Here is an 18,893-nt window from a genome sequence, read left to right on the forward strand (position 1 = left end):
ATATATGGACAAGTTAGTTAGATTAAAATTAGCATCTGAAATTCAGATTGAGCAACTCAAAAAGTTATCAACTGAGAATTTAATAATTTGGATCATAGGCAAAAGTGAAATTGATAAAATAAAATTGACAATAGAAGAGATAACAATAGAATGTTGGTTGATTAATCCCCAAAAGCACTCAATGAGATGTTATGAGCAGTTCCCTGACACAGGTGTTGTAACAAAAAGAGTTTACGAAATGAAGGGCAAGAAAGGAATGTTAAATGGAACTATACGAAGTGGATTTTTCTTGACTGAGATATCTAAGTCTAAATTTGCTGATATTGACTCGTTAGTTAATTTTGGAGTAATATTAAATTCTAAATCGAAGTTTTCAGCTGATAGATCACTAAGTTCAATTGATGAAGCACCTTATAAAAGGCTTAGAAGAACACCAGCGTATTTAAAATTTGAAAAAAATAGAATCAGTGAACTTGTCGAAACAGATTATCTATATTTCTATGGCATCACTTGGCATACTAAGCCATCTATTGTTCAAAATAAAATTAAAAATATTGACTCCATTGTGGATAGATTTGCCAAAAAGGACATCATATTAAAAAATATACACATTTTTCTGAATGATAAATTTGGTTACGTTAAGGAAAAACTATTAAAGACAAACTAAAATGGTTATAGAAGTTAAAGAATCAGAAGTTCCTGTCAATTTCGGGAAATTATTAGAAACTCAATTGAAAAAATGGCAGGGTGGTGGACATCATCCAAGAGGAATCGCGGAATATATTTCAAACTCATCTGATTCATATGGAAGATTGAAACAATTTTCAAATCAAAAGATAGAGGTTGAGATCTATTCTAGAACAGGTAAGGCAATTGATAAACTTATTGTTCGAGACTATGCTGAAGGGATGTCTTTTGATGATTTAGAGAATAAATTCTTTAAATATTTTGAAAGTTTTAGTGGCAGAGAAAAAGGAGAAAAGGTAACAGGGAGATTTGGAACAGGAGGTAAGGCTTATGCTATTATGAATTTTAGAGATTGTTGGATAAATTCTATTAAAGATGGAAAAGAATGTAGGGCTTGGTTTAAATGGAATTATCAAAATAAGACTATTGTTCGAGGATATAATAAGGGTGGTTATAGAGATAGAGAAACTTATGAGAATAATGGGACAACTGTTTTTCTTGAAAGCAGTTTGAAGGTTAGTCTTCCATTAGATGAATTTATTCAACATCTTGAGAAGTTAGAACGAAATAGACACATTTTAAAAAGCCACCAAGTAAGTTTTAAAATAATAAGGAAAAAAACTACTGATTCGGTCATTCTTAGATATGATGAGCCTGATTCAGACACTGCTGTAGACAAATGGACTTTCAAGCTACCACCCAATTTGATAAATGGAACTGATTTTGATAATTATCTCCACATAAGATTCTTCGAAAAACCCATTGGTGAAAATGCATTTATTGATTTAACAGATGGAATTTCTAGCGTTGCAGACTTAGTAGCTTCAAACTATGATTCCCGACCTTTCTCAAAGTATATTAATGGCACTCTAGTTATAACAAAATTAATTGATTCAGTTGCAATAAAGGAGAATAGAAGAGGCTTAGAAGAAGGTGATGATCTTACAATAGAAATCGAAAGCTTTCTTAAAGAGAAAATTAATGAAGTAATTAATTGTATTGAAGATCATCAAAAAGAGAAAGACAAACTCAAAAGAATTAATGCGGTTAATGAGAAACTAAACGAACTGAGTAAGTTTCTTAATAAGCAAGATTTAAAATTCAGAGTCGAACTAAAAGAAATGAAGAGAAGGTTTAATCATGAAGATGAAACTTCTAGTGAAAATAATACAAATCAAACTTGGGAGGGTGATAGCCAATCTGTTTTTAGAAAACCAACAGAAAGTGATGCAGAAGAATTATTAGTCAAAGGAACATGGGTTCAACCAAGAGATGATGAAAGCTCTGTTGATCCTAAGCATTATGATAATGCTGAATTTTTACCAAGTGATGATGGTAAGGATTTAGCAGTAAAAGTTGGATCAAAATCTAAGGTTCCTGCTAAAAAAATCAGAGAGAAGAAAGGTCTTCAGGTTTTAATGTCAAATGACTTAAAGAATCCTGATAGTCCTACATTTACAGAATTTGATGACCCAGTCAGTGATAGAGACATGTACTCAATTGGAGTCATTTGGATAAATGCTGTTCATCCAATTATTGTAAAGTATGGTGATGGTAAGGAAAATGAAGTTGTAAGAAATGAAAATATTGCAAATTTTGTTTTATTAATTGTATCACAATATTACGCCCAAAAAGAAGCTGAAACTCAACCTGAAGATGAACGGGATGATATTTTAATACTTTTTAGAAAGCATTTTTTTAAACTGCAATTAGAAATTAGAGTTGACCGAGAGATTAATTATTTTGATTGATCAGAATTGTGATTATTTTAAATCATATCACTCGCTAGCGGACATTCATTCCGTGATACATTGTTACCCTGTTAGGTTGAGGTTTTATACTCAACCGAAATATTTAATACAGGCCGTGCCTGTAGGTCACAAATCTAATACGTTTTCCAACGAAAGTTAAGAAAAATAAATCAACTAACGATTCCGGCCCTGCATAATTTCTGTTACTCGAATATAGGCAATCTTCAGAATTAATAACAAGACCCATTCGCATCGGATTATAATGAATATAATTAATCTTTTGCGCAATCCATTTTCTTTGCGAATATCTTAAAACAAAAAGGAAAAAATTTTTGACCGGAATCAAAATTCGGTTAATTTTGCAAATATGCGGCAGTAGCTCAGTTGGTAGAGCATCAGCTTCCCAAGCTGAGGGTCGTGGGTTCGAGCCCCATTTGCCGCTCTCAAACGTGTGTTATTCATTGAGTAATTTTTATTCATCTATCAATTATAAACATTCAAATGTATTTGCTAACTTCGAAATGACCAAATATCATGCTGAATTTTGAATGTAAAATAGTAATATAGCATTAATTATAAATAATTTAAGATAAATTTGTTTTATGATCATCACTAAACCCAATCTCATGGAAAATTCATATACGATCCTTATTCCCGAGGATACAATCATTGAAGGATTTATTAAAACCAAGAAATCCTTTAAAATAAAGAGTAATTTTCATGGAACCTTGCTTTCGCTTGAGAAAATCACCATTGATGAAACATCAAAGGTAATTGGTGATATCGTTTGTTCTGAATTGGTTATCAGTGGTGGCTTTGAAGGTAATATCTATTGCACCGGAAAACTGACTGTAATTGGTAAATCAACCATCAAGGGGCATGTATTTACAAAATTATTTCAGAATGAATCAGATTGCGATTTGAATTGCTTTATTCAAATCCCTAACAATGCAGTGATAAATAGCATTCAGGATATTTTGATGAATATCGATGCTGCAACAAAACTCTCTACCGATAGCAATCTAAAAAAGATAATTACGCTATTTCAGGAGAATGTTTTTACTGCAGGGAAAAAACAAAATCAAAACCCGGCAATCGTTCCAATAGTTGAGTCTGCTTAAGTTGATTCAGTTTCCAAACACTTACAAAACTTTTACAATAATAACTCACTCAAGTTTCGCGTGTAATTTTCTGAACTTTTATATCTGATAGTCAATAAAATATAATTTAATTTTAACCTTTGTGTCACTTTGTGTCTTCTTTGAGGTTCTTAGTGGCATAGCTAATAAGTTGCTACGCAGAGCTGCACAAAGAAGTCACAGAGATACACAAAGAGAATTTTTGAATAGGAATGGAGTATGTAATTAGCTGTATATCAATAACAATTATGCTTAATAAAAAAATTATCTGATTTTCACTAAATAGGTTTAACCACGAAACTTAAGTTACTCATACTTCAGCGATTCTGACGGGTTTGCCCTTGCAGCTTTAATTGTTATTATACCTACCGTTATGATTGCAATAAACAGGGCCAAAATTGCCCCTGAAGCAAACATCCACAAAGCAATTTCAGTGCGATAAACAAATTTATCGAGCCATTTATCCATGGCATAATATGAAAGCGGAAAAGCTAAAACTGCTGCAATTAATACCCATTTTGATAAATTATAGATAAACATTTTAACGATACTTCCCTCCGAAGCCCCCATCACCTTTCGTATTCCAATTTCTCTAATTTTTTGTTGAATAGTGTAAGAGGTTAATGCGAATAAGCCAAGCATGGAAATAATAATGGATAAAATAGCGGCATAAGTGATTAGCTGATTTACTTTTTCTTCCTTCTCATACAAATTACTGTAATATTGATCGATAAACTGGTAGCTAAAAGTATAATTTGGATCCAGCTTTTGAAATAGTTGTTCAATTTCCTGAATGGTTTTTGATAAGTCCTTGCTTTGCAATTTAATCGAAATATAATTAAACCCTGAGTTGTTTAAGGCATATCCAAAAGGTTCAATCGCATTGTGAAGTGAGAGATAATTAAAATCCCTGAAAACACCAATTACCTGCATCGTATCGAATGTAACCACTAATTTTTGGTCGATGGGGTGTTCAAGTCCCAGTTTTTTAACAGTAGTTTCATTGATGAGCAACTTATCATAATCCGTTTTCATTTCGTCCGAAAAATCGCGGCCCTCAATAATTTCCATTCCATAGGTGTTTAAAAAGCCGGTCTGAATCCTCCCAATATTAAAAACAATGGAGGACGATGCATCCTCACCCAGTTTAAAAAGTGCCTCTACATTTTGATTTCTGCCCGGAACATACTGCGATGCAGCTACCGATAAAACATTCGGATTTGCCTGTAAATCAGCTTTTATTGACTTATATGAATTGTGAATGGTATTGGTAAGTTTATTCACAACCATTACCTGATCTTTATTAAATCCTAAATCTTTGTTTTTTAAAAAGTTTACCTGAGTATACAACAGGGCCAAATTAACCAACAAAAAGATTGCTATCGCAAACTGAAACACCACCAAAACCTTTCGTAATAAACTATTTTTATGGGTGGACGATTTACCGCCTTTTAATGCTTTTATTGGCAAAAATCCGGATAAATAGAAAGCCGGGTATGCCCCCGACAGCACTCCCAAGGATAATACCCCGGATATCATCAGCACAAAAACCATCGGATCGCTCCAATAAGGAATAATGATCGGGCTATCCATCAATTGCCTGAATGGGTTGATCATTAATTCAGACAATCCAAGGGCAAGTAAAAATGCAATAAAAGAGACGATCATGGATTCTCCAATAAACTGTCGGAATAAATGGCTCTTATACGCGCCCATTACTTTACGTAATCCAATTTCTTTCGCCCGGGTTTCTGAATTTGCAGTAACAAGGTTTACAAAATTTACAATGGCTATGAGGACAATAAAAATACAGAGTGCTGAAAAAATATAAACATTATTAATATCACCACCATCTTCCATTTCCATACTGGTATGTGATTTAAGATGGATATCGCCCAAGGGTTGCAAAACGGTTTTTATTGTGAGACCAAGCGATTTAAAGCGCTCATTTGCAGCTTCTTTAATCAATTCGTTTAACTTTGCTTCAACCTTTACTTTATCCACTTTTTCATTACAGGTCAAATAAGTAAAAAAACTGAACCCATTCCGTTTGGCAATATCATTTTTTTCATTACTCACGGTAACGAATGATCCAAGCATATCAAAATAAAAATGAGAACTCACCGGTACTTTTTCTACAATTCCGGTAATCTTGTAGTTTTCATCCCAAAAACGAATCGATTGGTTAAAGGCATCTGCCTCCCCAAAAAGTCTCTTGGCATATTCATTTGTTATAACTATTGAATTGGGCTGTGTTAAGGCAGTACTTGGATTACCTGCAATAAAATGAAGCGTAAATATATCAAAGAAACTTGAATCGACCCACATCAATTCGTTATCGGAAAATTTTTGGTCATTATACTCAACTTCAGGATTGCGATTGGCATAAATCCGGCTTATTGCCCCAACTTCAGGAATCCGATCTTTGATCATTGGGGCCACGGTTCCCAATGTTACCGGCCCTTCAACACTCGAGCCATTTGGGAGGGTAATATTCGAATACAATCGATAGATCTCTCCATAATTTGTATTGTATCGATCATAGCTTAATTCAAAATAAACATAGGAAGCTATTAAAAAGGTAGCCGCCAAACCAATAGCTAAGCCAAATACATTAGTTAATGAATGTAGTTTATGCCTGAACATATTTCGCAATGCAATTTTAAAAAAATTCTGAATCATGATATACATTTTAACGGTCCATTCGTTAGACGCTCACAGATTTAAAATGTTACTCACTAAAATTTAAACGATGTTTTTAATTTTGAATCTTGATTGAATCTATTTAACTTTACCCGATATGAAGCTAATGACCTAACATTTAATTCATGCCGAAAAAAGAAAACTTTTACGAAAATCAAAAAGTCAGGCAATGGTGGATTTGGCTGATCGTTGTCACAATAAACATGCTTTTCATTTTTGGATTCATTCAGCAAATCATTTTAGGACAGCCACTTGGCGACAAACCAATCGACAATACGATTCTGATCCTGCTCACCATTTTGGTGTTTTTTTTCTTTTTATTACTTTCGACTTGTTCCTTAAAAACAAGAATAACCAAGAAATGGATTTACATAAAATACTTTCCTTTTCATTGGGTGTATAAATCGTATAAACGGGAGAAGATAACTAAAATAGAAATCATAAAATATGACCCGATACGTGAATTTGGCGGCTGGGGAATTCGTACCGGTTTCTTTCGAAAGAGAATGGTGTATAATATATCGGGCAAACAAGGAATTTTAGTCGAGTTTGAAAATGGGAAGAAAATCATTATAGGTACCAGAAAAGCAGAAGAAATTTCTAAAATCCTTAAAAAACCATGACCCAAATCGACAAATTCAATCTTACCGAAAAGTTCATTTTATTAGCAATGCACCCTGATAAAGCACGCTATAAAATTAGCGATCAGGCCCTAAACGCAGGTTTAATCGGAGCTATTCTTCTTGATTTGACAAAAGAGGATAAATTATTGATCAAAAATAAAATGCTTCAAGCAAAATCGAGTTATTCAAAGATGTCAGCAACCCATAATCAAATTCTATCCATCATTCAACAATCTGAAAAAGAAAGGAACATTAAAATATGGATCCAAAAGCTTTCAATGAAATCAGGAACCTACAGAAAGAAAATTTTAGAAGGATTAAGAGATAAAGGATTGATTAAAATTGAGTATAAAAAATTTCTTTTTATCCCATACCTCAATGCCTATCTTATTAAAAAAAACGAACGGATAAACTTAATCAATCAAATTAGGGAAATCCTCATCTATTCAAAAAAACCGGATACTGAAATGGCCTCCTTATTGGGAATGGTAGAGGCATGCAAAATGTATCCAATTATTGCCAGGGATCGGACTGAGAGAAAAGATTTTCAAAAAAAATTAAAGGAAATCATTAAATCGGACTTAATTGCTTCGGGGGTTGATCAGGTAATAAAAGAAATGCAGGCTGCTATCACCGCAGCTGTGATGGTCTCGACCATGGCTGCAACCTCCGGATCCAGATAAAATAATTCCAATGATTGTCGCTGATTACAAAACACTTAAGCCTTCTTATAAATTAGCAACTAATAGTACAACAGAATCGCTGAGAAATTCAGATTCGCTCATTTACCACTCAACATTAAAAAATTATTCACCCACTCCCCTGCACCATTTACCTGTACTTGCAAAATGGCTTGGGGTGCAAAGCATATTTGTAAAAGATGAATCTCTCAGGTTCGGATTAAAATCATTTAAAGGATTAGGAACTTCTTATGCCCTGCATAAATTTATTATGGCTAATCCAAGCATACACACTTTTTGCACTGCTACCGATGGGAATCATGGCAGGGCCTTGGCTTGGTCGGCCAGACTTGCTGAGAAAAGCGCAGTAATCATAGTTCCCAAGCATATCACCAGTGCCAGAATTGAAGCTATTAAAAGTGAGGGAGCAAAAGTTGAAATATTTGATGGGAATTATGATGATGCTTGTTTATACGCTGAAAAGCTTAGCCGACAGGATGGCTGGCAATTGGTTCAGGATGTTGCATGGGAGGGCTATGAAGAAATACCTGCTCAAATAATGTCCGGTTATCTAAGTATTTTCAAAGAGATGGAAAATAGTCTTCACCCATTTGAAAAGGCTGGGATTGATCTCGTTTTTTTACAAGCGGGTGTTGGTAGTTTCGCATCGGCTGCAGTTTGGTATTATCTGAATCGTTATGGGATTAAAAAACCAAAAATTGTTATTGTGGAGCCATTGGAAGCAGATGGCATTCTTGAATCTTTTAAGCAAAAAAAACTAAGTACATCCAAAGGAAAACAACAAACCATCATGGCCGGATTAAATTGCGGTTTACCTTCATCAATTGCCTGGCCCATTTTACAATCGGGAGCTAATGCATGCATACGTATTGAAGATGATTACACAAAGCAAGCCATGAGAATTTTGGCAGATCCGATGCCTGATGATCCAACCATCATTGCAGGTGAGTCAGGGGCCGCCGGACTTGCTGCTTTTTTGGCAATTTTACGGGAAAAGAAATTTAAGTCCCTACTTAAACACTTGGATATAAACGAATCGACCAAAATCTTATTTTTTAATACCGAAGGGGATACCGACCCTGAATCCTTTCATCAAATCATTTCGTCGTTGGAGTAATCATTTAAAGTTTTCTTAGGTGATTTAGTCGAATAAATATAGTAATTTTCCCATTTTATTATTCAGCTTGATCAATCGAAATTCGCATTTGATCTAAGATACTTGACGAACGATCGATAAGGTGACATGAAGCTTTTTTATATCCGCTGTTTTAATTATTATTGTATATAATTTTATTCTTAACCAATTCTTATACTGATGAGAAAAATAACATTTTTAGCTCTGTTTATTTTATTCGCTTCAACCATTACAGCTCAGAATAAAAAAAGTTTGACCTTCGATGATATCCTTAAATGGAACCGGATCACGGAACAAATGATCTCCAACGATGGAAAATTCGTTGTATATAAAAACGAACCCTGGAAAGGCGACCCTGTTTTAAAAATCTCATCTTCTGCAGGAGTCGAACAGTTCTCCCTCATTGGTGGAACCGGTGCTTCATTAACTCAAGATTCAAAATTTGTTGTTTTTACCATCAAACCCGAAACTGAAGTTGTTCGTCAACTGAAACTTAAAAAGACTAAAAAGGAAAAATTACCTAAGGATGCTCTGGGGATCTATGATCTCACAAAGAATTCACTCACCAAAATTGAAAACCTGAAGTCTTACAAAACTCCTGAAAAATGGAGTGGATGGATTGCTTATCAAACCGAAGCTGAAATAGTGGAAGTTAAGAAAGATAGTACTGAGGCAGAAAAACCAAAAGCCAAAAAGGCTAAAGAAGAAAGTGCTAAAAACGGGTACAGTCTGCAAGTTAAAAATTTGAATGCTGATGAAATGATCAGTTTCCCGTTTGTGACCCAATATTTATTTGCAGAAGAAGGTAAGGTACTCACTTTTGTATCTACCGGGAACGATAAAGACTTTAAGGAAGGAGTATATAAATTTGATGCCATCACTAAATCAAATACTGCAATCTATCTTGGAAAAGCAGATTTTAAGCAACTTTCTATTCGTAAAGATGGATCAAAAATCGCATTTTTAGCAGATACTTCAAATTCTAAAGATGAGGCCAAAAACTATGCTTTGTACTTATGGAATGGCAATGATATGTCCAAAGAAGTTGTCAATAATACTAACAAAGCAATTCCGGAAAATTGGGAGATTAGCGATAATGGGCGAATTAGCTTTGCAGAAGAAACGAATCGGATTTTCTTTGGAACAGCTCCAATTCGACCGGTAAAGGATACAACTATTCTGGACGAAGAAATACCGGTATTGGATATTTGGTTATGGAATGAGGCAAGGCTGCACACCGAACAACTTTATACCAAATCAAGAGATTTAAGAAAAACATACATGGCCGTTTATCATGCCGATCAGGGAAAAATTGCTCAACTTGAAAATCCAAATTATGATCGGATAAGCCTGATTAATGACGGCGATGCGGATCAGGTATTGGCATATTCGAATGTCCCCTATGCAATACAAACCATGTGGGAAGGAAGTCCTGAACATGCTGATTTCTACCTTGTGGATATTTTTACCGGCAAAGCAAAGATGATTAAACAGGATTTAAGGGCAAACCCATCGGTATCTCCTGCCGGAAAATTTCTTTATTGGTATAATTCAATTGATACCAGTTGGAATTCTTATGATTTGAAATCAGGACAAGAATATAAACTTACAAGTCCCAATACGGTGCAATGTGCCAATGAGTTGAACGATGTTCCAAATCCTCCAAACGCATACGGCATTGCAGGTTGGCTGAAAGATGATGAAGCAATGATAGTATACGATCGCTTTGATATATGGCAACTTGATCCCGTGAATAAAAACAACCCTCTAAACCTTACAATTAACGGTAAAAAATTGCAAACATCCTATCGATTGATTGATCTGGAAAATGTAAGCAGTGGTTTCAGAGGAGGATCAGCCGAAGGCATTGATATAAAGAAAACAGCCTATCTTTCCGGACATAATGAAATTACCCGGGAGGAAGGTTATTATAAAACTTCGCTTAAAAAAGCAGCAGAGCCAACAAAATTAATCAGTGGGGAATTTAGTTTTGGCAGACTGATCAAGGCAAAAGATGCTGAGGTTGTTCTTTATACGAAAGAAGATTTTCAAGTTTATCCAAATATTTTATTAAGCGATCTTAATTTTAAAAATTCCAGACAAATCAGTGATGCCAATCCACAGCAAAAAGATTTTTTATGGGGAAGTGCTGAATTGGTTAATTGGACATCACTTGATGGAAGAAAATTACAGGGAACCTTGCATAAACCTGAAAACTTCGACCCGAATAAAAAATATCCGCTTATTGTAAATTTCTACGAAAAGAATTCTCAGGAATTATACAGCTACCGAATGCCCGAAGCACATCGTTCGACCGTAGATTATCACTATTACACCAGTAACGGTTACTTGGTATTCAATCCTGATATTTATTATAAAACAGGTTACCCCGGTGAAGATGCCTTCAATTGCATTATGCCAGGCATAACTTCATTGATTGAAAAAGGGTTTGTTGAAGAAAATCACATTGCTGCCCAAGGTCACAGTTGGGGAGGCTATCAGGTCGCTTATCTGGCAACTCGAACCAATATTTTTGCCGCCATCGAATCCGGTGCCCCGGTTGTAAATATGTTCAGTGCTTATGGTGGCATCAGATGGGGTTCCGGATTAAACCGATCATTTCAATATGAACATGCTCAAAGCCGCATCGGGAAATCCATTTGGGAATCCCCATTAAGATATATTGAGAACTCACCTATTTTCAGCATGGATAAAGTTCAGACTCCAATCCTGATTATGCACAACGATGATGATGGAGCAGTTCCTTGGTATCAGGGAATAGAGTATTTTACTGCCTTACGCAGAATGGGAAAACAAGTCTGGTTGCTAAACTACAATGAGGCAGATCACTGGCCCTTATTGGTTCGCGATAAATATGATTTTCAAATTCGGATGGCGCAATTTTTCGATCATTTCCTAAAAGGCAAACCAATGCCAAAATGGATGAAAGAAGGAGTTCCGGCTATTAACAAAGGTTTTGAGATGGGATATGAGTTGGTGAAATAATAATAGAAAGGACAAAATAAAAAGTCTACGACAGTATTACAATCGTAGACTTTTTTAATACCCTTCGCGCCCATAGGTGTACATCACTTTATTCACTCAGATATTGAATTGAACCTATGGCAGATCTGAGACTTTTTATATTTAGGGTTGATTTAATATTTTCCTTTTTTTAATTATCTTAAATATATTGGCACACGCAATCACTGCCAAAAATAAAACAAAATAAAAATTATTAGTTCTGTTTATCAATTGCATAATTATTAAGTATGATAATGCTATTGAAACAAGACTAATATATACTATTAAATAGCCTCTTTTTTGAAAGATAATTCTAGGTTTGATAAAGGATAGAGGGTACACTATTGCCGCAATTAAAATTACATAAAATAGATTTTCCATAATAATATTTGTTTAATTAGGTCTCATTTGGTACACAATAAGTTCTATAACATAAATATGAACATAACCAATATATCACTGGCCCGGACGTTGTGCAAACAATTAGACATATCGTAAATGAGGTATAATCTGCACAACCATCATCAAGAGATGATTTGGTTGAATTATAATTCGTTAGTATTTCAAAATTATCAAAAAAATAAGATATTTTTTCTTTATCGATATTACAACCCAAACAGTTAGCAACAGATGAATCGATTAATAATTCTGGATATTTACTCTTTAAATCATATCCTAATTGCTTGATTCTTTGATCCATTAAGTTCAATTCCTCATCATTGAATCCAATTAATGATTTAATCTTTCCAATATTATTACTAAGGTAAGCATTTTTTAATTCTGGAATTGATACTTTATTTTGCTTCACTTTTTTAGTAATACTTTCTTGAATTGAAATTAATTCAATATAAGAATTATCCTTCTTAAGATTACTTTTAAGCTTCGACTCAATTATTTTGTCATCTTTTTTATTTGTTTCAATTTCCTGATTATTTATATTCAAAGTATCCTTCTGTGCACACGAAGTAAACAAAATAAAAGACGCAATGAATAGGGATAAATACGGTTTTCTGAAAAATTTTAAAGTATTCATTTTATCAATATTAAGGTTATCGTAAAAAACAATTATTCAGGAGTGTTTAATACTGGCAAAATGCCTTCAAAGGAATTTATTTTCAATTGAATTTCTCCCGTTACCGACAACTTTTTTTTCCCTGTTATTTTTTCTCTCAAGAAGGGATACTCTCAAGAATGGTTAAACTTAAATTTAAATCGTCAGTAACTAATTTATCATAAGTACTTTATTCGTCCAATTATGGATAAACAATAAATAAAATTTATGGGGAGATTTATCAGTTAATTCTGCTTATTTGCAAAAGGTAACCATGAAATATTCATTTTTTTGAATTAAATTATTTTTTAAATAAATAATCATCTATACCATTCATGACTTTTATATACAACATAAATGATTTTCAAATTCGTATAGCACAATTTTTCGATCATTTCCTAAAAGGCAAACCAATGCCAAAATGGATGAAAGAGGGGATTCCTGCAATTAACAAAGGTTTTGAGATGTGATATGAGTTGGTGAGATAATATTGGTTTAAATATTATTGATTGAAATTCTATAATCCTGCGAGCGTTTGAAACGCTCGCAGGATTTTTATTTTTCGCAAGCACCCTACGAGGCGGTACAAAATAGTGTATAGAATGAGAGTGCACCCTTCGGTACGTCCCGACTATTGTCGGAACACTCAGGGTGCTTATGGGTAAAAGGGCATTGAGTTTTCCGTGATAGCGGAAAGTATCGAAATGCCCTTTGAACTTATTCTCCTGATAAAGTCTGTATCAAATATCTCTTCAAACTAAATCGTGCCGGGAAATAGATCCACGCAACTCCGCTGACGAAAACAGCAGTCAGAATGAAAAACACAAATCCTCCGGAAATATCAAAAGCTGAGGATAGTAAGGATGGCAATATCCCAATAAATGCAGCTAAAACACCAATTAATAAACCTGTTACGAGCAGCACAAAGTTTTCAAAAAAGATAATTTTAAGAATGTTCGATTTGTTAAAACCCAAGGCTTGCATCAGGGCAATTTCATGTCGACGATCCAATAAATTCCGGAGTAAAACAATACCTAATCCGATCGTCCCGATTAAAACACCCAATCCGCCAAGCACCATAAAAACAGTAAGGTAAGTGTTGGTAACTGAATTGAATTCAGCCAATCGATCAGTCGTAAGGCTAATCTCGATTCCAAAATCTGTAAAATTATCACTCAGATAATCTTCGATTTCCTTTTGCTTATCAGCAGGTGCTTCAATGAGCATAATTTTAGATCCGCCAATGGAAGGATAATATTTTCTGAACAATTCATCCTCTATCAACAAATTTCCCTGAAAAATAGAACTATTTAATCCTCCTTTGATTACTAATGACAAGGGTTCTCCACTTTCGCTTAAGTACAAAAGGGTGTCCCCTACTTTCTTTTTCAGCCCCCATGTTAATACCGTAAGATCAACATAAGCCGGAATGACCCCTTCTTTGGGAGAATCTTTCAAAGTCAGCCATGGATGGGCTTTGTCAACTTCATCAGATAGTTGCGCAAATGAAAAAGCTTGCTTTTGATTAAAAGCAGCACTGTTTACTCCAAGCAGCTGAGGCTTATTGACCAGATTGAGATTCAGGCAACTGGCATCATCACCTTCCAGATTATGAAACTGAACAAAACTGATACCTGAATTCAGCTCCTCATGTGTAAGCTCGTTTAAATCATTCAAAATTGGCATGGTCGACTCTGCCCAAAGCAAGTAGCCACCCGTGCCGGATGCATTAGAATTGTCCAAACCGTAAAAGGTTTTTCGATTGGCGCCTGTTATCAAAATCGTGAATGAACCCAAAGCTAGTAAAGAGATCACCGCAATACTCCTTCCCTGGTTTAAGGCGGCATTTTTAAGGGCAAGCATTTTTATTCCAAGCGGTTTAATAGAAGAGCCATTCAATGATTTACTTAATACCCACTTTGATAAAGCAATTCCTCCAAACATAAATAATGCTCCGGCCATCATCAGCAAGCCAGGGTTCATTTCGGTAACCCCAATAATGGAATAAATCAATAACAACAAGCTGCCTCCCAAACCGGCAAAAGCTGAGAATTTAATCCAAAACAGCCCGTTTTTAATTTTCAATTGAGGTGCTAAAACATTTTTAAGCAGAGAAATCAAAGGTGCTTTCAATTTCTTTCTGTTAATCAAAAACACCACCAACAAGGAAATGATCATTCCGCTTAAAGCCCCCATTAAAATAGTTGAAGGTATTATAAAAACTACCAAATCGTTGGTTCGTACGATATCCGACCAGATGGATTGAATCCCCTGCATGATGCCATAATTGTACAAAATGCCCAGAAAAGCACCAAGAACCCCACCCAGTAATGTTATGAAAAAAGATTCAAAAAACTGGATTTTCAATACCTGCTTTCTGGTAAAGCCGAAAGCGGATAAGAGTCCTGATTCTGACTTACGCGATTCTGCATTTAAAGAATAAAGCAGAGCGGTAAGTAAAATTCCTGCCAGAATTACGAAAAAACTTAAGCTTAAAAAGAGCTCTCCAAAACCAACCCCGTTATTCGCTGCCTGCGATCCCTGCTCCCGAACCGGAATAAATTGCATCCCAATGTCCATTGGTTTGAGTTGTGCCAAAACCTGACTTTCAAATCCTTTTGCATCAACATTTTGTTTATCAAGGCGCATGGCAGTATAGGTTCCAAAACTGCTTTTCCACAATTCTGCACCTTTCTCTAATGAAATGTAAGCCTTGGGAGTCCCTTTAAATTTATTCCAATAATCTTCATCTTCATCCTGAATCAGGGTCAGATCAATCGGAATACTGGTTTCCCAATCGCTGCAACTATTTGCATCGGCCAAGCCCGGAAAGGCCGGCATTAAAGAATTATCCAAACCATTTAACCCCGTTTCAACAATTTGCTTCACAACAAATGAAGCAGATTTTTCGACTAAAGTTCGTAATGGGCCAATCGTAAAATAATCGAGGGTTAAGGTATCTGAAACAGAAATTCCCAAATCTTTTGCCAACCATGAGTTCACTACAATTTCATTCCCTTTAAGTCGTTCATTATTAAACAGAAATGATGATGCTGTTACAAAAGAATAAGGAGTCGTTTTACCATTAGAACGCAAAGAATTAACCAAATAGGTCAGTATTCTTTCATTTTTCAGATGAAGACTTGATAGGGACTCAACAATGGATTCATCCATAAAAATTCGTTTGGATAAAATCTCAAATTGATCTGTTTCCTGAATATCTTTAAGGATCAATCCGGCATCAGCAATCGTCCATAATTCGCCTAATTTTTGATTCAGAAAATCAGTAGTAACTGATTTATCATCAGAGCCTTCAACGAGGATGGTATTTACGAAAGCACCTAATTCCAGACGATCACTTAAAAAAGAGTTTGAAACAAAAACATTATTGGGTGCAACCTGATTGCTTTTCAAACTGAAACGACCCATCTTTTCTGCTTCAACAATTTCCTTAACCGTCAGTCGTAAGGCTACCGATGCCTGTTCTTCTTCAATAAAGGGTGAATTGAGCGGAATAAAATCCACATTTTCAACCCGTAGCAAAAACTGGTCGCCCACATTTAACACTAATTTCTGAGCTAAATTTGAACTGATGATTGCCTCGTCATTGGTTAAAGGCATCGGTTCCAAATTTGACAAAGTCCAGAATGTATCATCGATGCCATAAACAAAACTTTTATTCACCCTCACATTGGTTTCGGGGTTGATTGAAATTCCCTCGACGCTTAATATAGCAGCGGTTTTTAATTTCAAATTATTCCCCAGTTCTTCAGCCAATTCTTTTCGCACAAAACGGTCGCCGGTCATTAAAGCGTACCCTGCATTCCCAAGCCTTTTACCTACAATCTGGTTCAGACTATAATTTACGGAATCCCCAATAATCAATGCCCCGGTTAAAATCGCAGTACTGAGCATGGTTCCAAGCAAAATGGCAAGATGTTGTTTCTTGAAATACCAAAGACTCCGAAGTATGAATTTTGTAATTGACATCCGATTATTTCAGTTGATTAAGTTGACCATTGAGCAATGAGTACCTGGTTTTCATTTTGTCTGCAAGATCCAGCGAATGGGTAACTATCACCAGTGCCATCTCTTTTTTCGTCTGCAAATCAACCAGCAAATTTCCAATTTGTTCTGCTGATTCATGATCCAACGAACCGGTAGGCTCATCAGCTAATATGATATCCGGCTCGTTGATCAATGCCCTCACCACGGCTACTCTTTGACATTCGCCTCCTGACAATTGTCCCGGAAATTTATAAAGATGTGCCTTAAGCCCAACCTCCGATAGCAATTGAATCGCTTTTTCAGATGTTAACTTTAATTGATTTTTTGATGAATTTGCCAATGCAGGCAACAATACATTCTCCAATACATTCAATTGCGGCAGTAAGTGGTGCATCTGAAAAACAAAACCAATTCTTTTGTTTCGCAGCGCCGACAATTTTTTGTCATCCAATGTATTGATTTCAACTCCATCAAAAACGATATTTCCCGAAGTTGGTAAATCGAGTGTGCCGATCAAATTTAACAGTGTACTTTTACCGCATCCCGATGGCCCGACAATGGCTATGGAATCACCTTTCCTGATTTCAAGAGAAATATCGTTGAGCACCTTGTGAACAACTTGGCCACTTGCACTTTGGTAATATTTGCTTATTTTCTCCAGTTTTATCATTGAACGTTAGATTTTTAGTTTTGAAAAAAGAATTCAGTAGTCAGTAGTCAGTAGTTAGTATCTCATCATCACTTATCACTTATCACTTATCACTTATCACTTATCATTCATCACTACCTTCTCATAAACCCCCATCATTTTACGGATAAGGATTCGACTGTTAAAATGCTTTTCAACGTTTTCACGCCCCTGTTTACTCATCAATTTCAATTTTTCAGGATCGCTTAAAACTTCTTCGAGTTTCTTAGCTAAATTTTCTGAATTATTTGGGGCGTATGTTACTCCGCCTTTTGTGGCTTCAATAATTTCAGGAAAGGCTCCCAATGCAGGCTGAACCAAAGGAACCCCGCAAGCTAATGATTCGATTTGATATAATCCAAAAGCTTCTCCGTTTATAACAGGAACCGATAACAAAGTTAAGGGTTGAAAAAATTGATTCAGGAATTTTTCCCGGTATTCTTCAACAAATTCTACATCATCCATAAAATTGAGCTTTCTCAATTTTCTTACCTGACGTTGAATAAACTTTTTGTCATCACCTGTCTGACCACCGGAACATCGCAATTTCACGTCTTTAAAAGCTGCTTTTGACTTCAATTTGATGAAAGCATCAATGAGTACCTCAAAGCCATTTTCTTCGTTCATCCGCGACATGTATCCAATTACAGGCGGATTGAATGCCAGAGCAGACATTTGAAAAACTTCCGGATCAATTCCAACATGAATCACATTTAACTTTTCATCCGGTATGTACATGCGTTTTTTCATCACTGCTCCATAAAAATGGCTCACCGCAATAAAAGCATCGATATCTCTGCCTTTTTCACTGAATAAATCCCAAAGTTTTTTTTGATAGGAATCGTCCATGGCATCTATCCAAACATCTTCATCCTGCAAAGAACAAACTACCGGAATATTCAATTCATCCTTAATTTTCCTTGCCAGACCCATTAACAATGCATTTGACAGATGCACAATATCGGGCTTTTCATGATGTTTTAGAAAGTCAATAAGATGCTCAAGTTCTTCCTTTTGATAACCTTCATGACCTTTAAGCATGGAGATGGTCATTTCCTCCAGTCCATGTGCACGGGTAGATCCTGCTTTTTTTGCAGCATATTTCATCAAGAATGGTGAATTAAAAATATGCTCCAACCATTTTGGCATCTTACGAAGAAAAGGAAATTTTTGCTTTAAGTATATATTGATGGCTCCGTAAAATACAGGGGCATCTGATTGTTTTTCACCATTCAGTGTTAAAGGCAAATATATTGGTAAGGTTACCGCATCATGCCCTGCATCTCTTAATGATTTAACATAAGAGCTGTCCCTTAAACAATTACCACAATAAAAGGATCCGCCAAAACCGGGAACAATATTTACAATTTTCATCACTAATAA

General features: G+C 35.3%; 12 protein-coding genes and 1 tRNA gene. 8 read left to right on the plus strand and 5 right to left on the minus strand.

Translation table 11 applies throughout. From position 1 onward, the window contains the following. Nucleotides 1-4: 4 nt before the first annotated feature. The 4 genes from KKG99_13130 (at nt 5) to KKG99_13145 (ending at nt 3,559) form a co-directional block, all read left to right on the plus strand. Nucleotides 5-667 (plus strand): hypothetical protein, encoded by a 663-nt coding sequence (locus KKG99_13130; GenBank protein ID MBU1013939.1) that lies wholly within the window; start codon nt 5-7, stop codon nt 665-667. Nucleotide 668: 1 nt separating this feature from the next. Then, nucleotides 669-2,438: an ATP-binding protein gene (locus KKG99_13135; GenBank protein ID MBU1013940.1), complete on the plus strand. Its 1,770-nt coding sequence runs from the start codon at nt 669-671 to the stop codon at nt 2,436-2,438. A gap of 369 nt (nt 2,439-2,807) precedes the next feature. Further along, nucleotides 2,808-2,880: transfer RNA gene (locus KKG99_13140), tRNA-Gly, on the plus strand. A gap of 184 nt (nt 2,881-3,064) precedes the next feature. Continuing rightward, the gene (locus tag KKG99_13145) at nt 3,065-3,559 is read left to right on the plus strand and encodes a polymer-forming cytoskeletal protein (GenBank protein MBU1013941.1); all 495 of its coding nucleotides are present in this window, start codon (nt 3,065-3,067) and stop codon (nt 3,557-3,559) included. 324 nt (nt 3,560-3,883) lie between these two features. Here KKG99_13145 and KKG99_13150 read toward each other — a convergent pair whose 3' ends face one another. Further along, on the minus strand, nt 3,884-6,259 hold the full coding sequence (locus KKG99_13150; GenBank protein MBU1013942.1) for an ABC transporter permease: 2,376 nt from the start codon (nt 6,257-6,259) through the stop codon (nt 3,884-3,886). A gap of 146 nt (nt 6,260-6,405) precedes the next feature. Between KKG99_13150 and KKG99_13155 the strand changes: the two genes are divergently transcribed. The 4 genes from KKG99_13155 (at nt 6,406) to KKG99_13170 (ending at nt 11,745) form a co-directional block, all read left to right on the plus strand. Next, nucleotides 6,406-6,903 (plus strand): hypothetical protein, encoded by a 498-nt coding sequence (locus KKG99_13155; GenBank protein MBU1013943.1) that lies wholly within the window; start codon nt 6,406-6,408, stop codon nt 6,901-6,903. Continuing rightward, nucleotides 6,900-7,586 (plus strand): GPP34 family phosphoprotein, encoded by a 687-nt coding sequence (locus KKG99_13160; protein MBU1013944.1) that lies wholly within the window; start codon nt 6,900-6,902, stop codon nt 7,584-7,586. The genes KKG99_13155 and KKG99_13160 overlap by 4 nt, the downstream gene beginning before the upstream one ends. Before the next feature lie 10 nt (nt 7,587-7,596). Beyond that, the gene (locus KKG99_13165; GenBank protein MBU1013945.1) at nt 7,597-8,721 is read left to right on the plus strand and encodes a diaminopropionate ammonia-lyase; all 1,125 of its coding nucleotides are present in this window, start codon (nt 7,597-7,599) and stop codon (nt 8,719-8,721) included. 198 nt (nt 8,722-8,919) lie between these two features. Then, nucleotides 8,920-11,745, plus strand: a complete 2,826-nt coding sequence (locus tag KKG99_13170) for a prolyl oligopeptidase family serine peptidase (GenBank protein MBU1013946.1) — start codon at nt 8,920-8,922, stop codon at nt 11,743-11,745. A 415-nt stretch (nt 11,746-12,160) separates the two neighbouring features. Here the strand turns inward: KKG99_13170 and KKG99_13175 are convergent, their stop codons facing one another. The 4 genes from KKG99_13175 to KKG99_13190 form a co-directional block, all read right to left on the minus strand. Next, nucleotides 12,161-12,796 (minus strand): hypothetical protein, encoded by a 636-nt coding sequence (locus tag KKG99_13175; protein ID MBU1013947.1) that lies wholly within the window; start codon nt 12,794-12,796, stop codon nt 12,161-12,163. A 735-nt stretch (nt 12,797-13,531) separates the two neighbouring features. Beyond that, nucleotides 13,532-16,804, minus strand: a complete 3,273-nt coding sequence (locus KKG99_13180; protein ID MBU1013948.1) for an FtsX-like permease family protein — start codon at nt 16,802-16,804, stop codon at nt 13,532-13,534. Between the two features lie 4 nt (nt 16,805-16,808). Continuing rightward, complete coding sequence (locus tag KKG99_13185; GenBank protein MBU1013949.1) at nt 16,809-17,492, minus strand: ABC transporter ATP-binding protein; 684 nt, start codon at nt 17,490-17,492, stop codon at nt 16,809-16,811. 96 nt (nt 17,493-17,588) lie between these two features. After that, entirely contained in the window at nt 17,589-18,884 is a 1,296-nt protein-coding gene (locus KKG99_13190; protein MBU1013950.1) for a glycosyltransferase family 4 protein, read from the minus strand. Nucleotides 18,885-18,893: the final 9 nt, after the last annotated feature.

Source organism: Bacteroidota bacterium, assembly GCA_018816945.1.
Classification (GTDB): domain Bacteria; phylum Bacteroidota; class Bacteroidia; order Bacteroidales.

Coding starts and splice junctions, on each gene's coding strand:
- KKG99_13130 (MBU1013939.1), top strand. CDS start 5: ATGGACAAGTTAGTTAGATTAAAATTAGCATCTGAAATTCAGATTGAG.
- KKG99_13135 (MBU1013940.1), top strand. CDS start 669: ATGGTTATAGAAGTTAAAGAATCAGAAGTTCCTGTCAATTTCGGGAAA.
- KKG99_13145 (MBU1013941.1), top strand. CDS start 3,065: ATGGAAAATTCATATACGATCCTTATTCCCGAGGATACAATCATTGAA.
- KKG99_13150 (MBU1013942.1), bottom strand. CDS start 6,259: ATGATTCAGAATTTTTTTAAAATTGCATTGCGAAATATGTTCAGGCAT.
- KKG99_13155 (MBU1013943.1), top strand. CDS start 6,406: ATGCCGAAAAAAGAAAACTTTTACGAAAATCAAAAAGTCAGGCAATGG.
- KKG99_13160 (MBU1013944.1), top strand. CDS start 6,900: ATGACCCAAATCGACAAATTCAATCTTACCGAAAAGTTCATTTTATTA.
- KKG99_13165 (MBU1013945.1), top strand. CDS start 7,597: ATGATTGTCGCTGATTACAAAACACTTAAGCCTTCTTATAAATTAGCA.
- KKG99_13170 (MBU1013946.1), top strand. CDS start 8,920: ATGAGAAAAATAACATTTTTAGCTCTGTTTATTTTATTCGCTTCAACC.
- KKG99_13175 (MBU1013947.1), bottom strand. CDS start 12,796: ATGAATACTTTAAAATTTTTCAGAAAACCGTATTTATCCCTATTCATT.
- KKG99_13180 (MBU1013948.1), bottom strand. CDS start 16,804: ATGTCAATTACAAAATTCATACTTCGGAGTCTTTGGTATTTCAAGAAA.
- KKG99_13185 (MBU1013949.1), bottom strand. CDS start 17,492: ATGATAAAACTGGAGAAAATAAGCAAATATTACCAAAGTGCAAGTGGC.
- KKG99_13190 (MBU1013950.1), bottom strand. CDS start 18,884: ATGAAAATTGTAAATATTGTTCCCGGTTTTGGCGGATCCTTTTATTGT.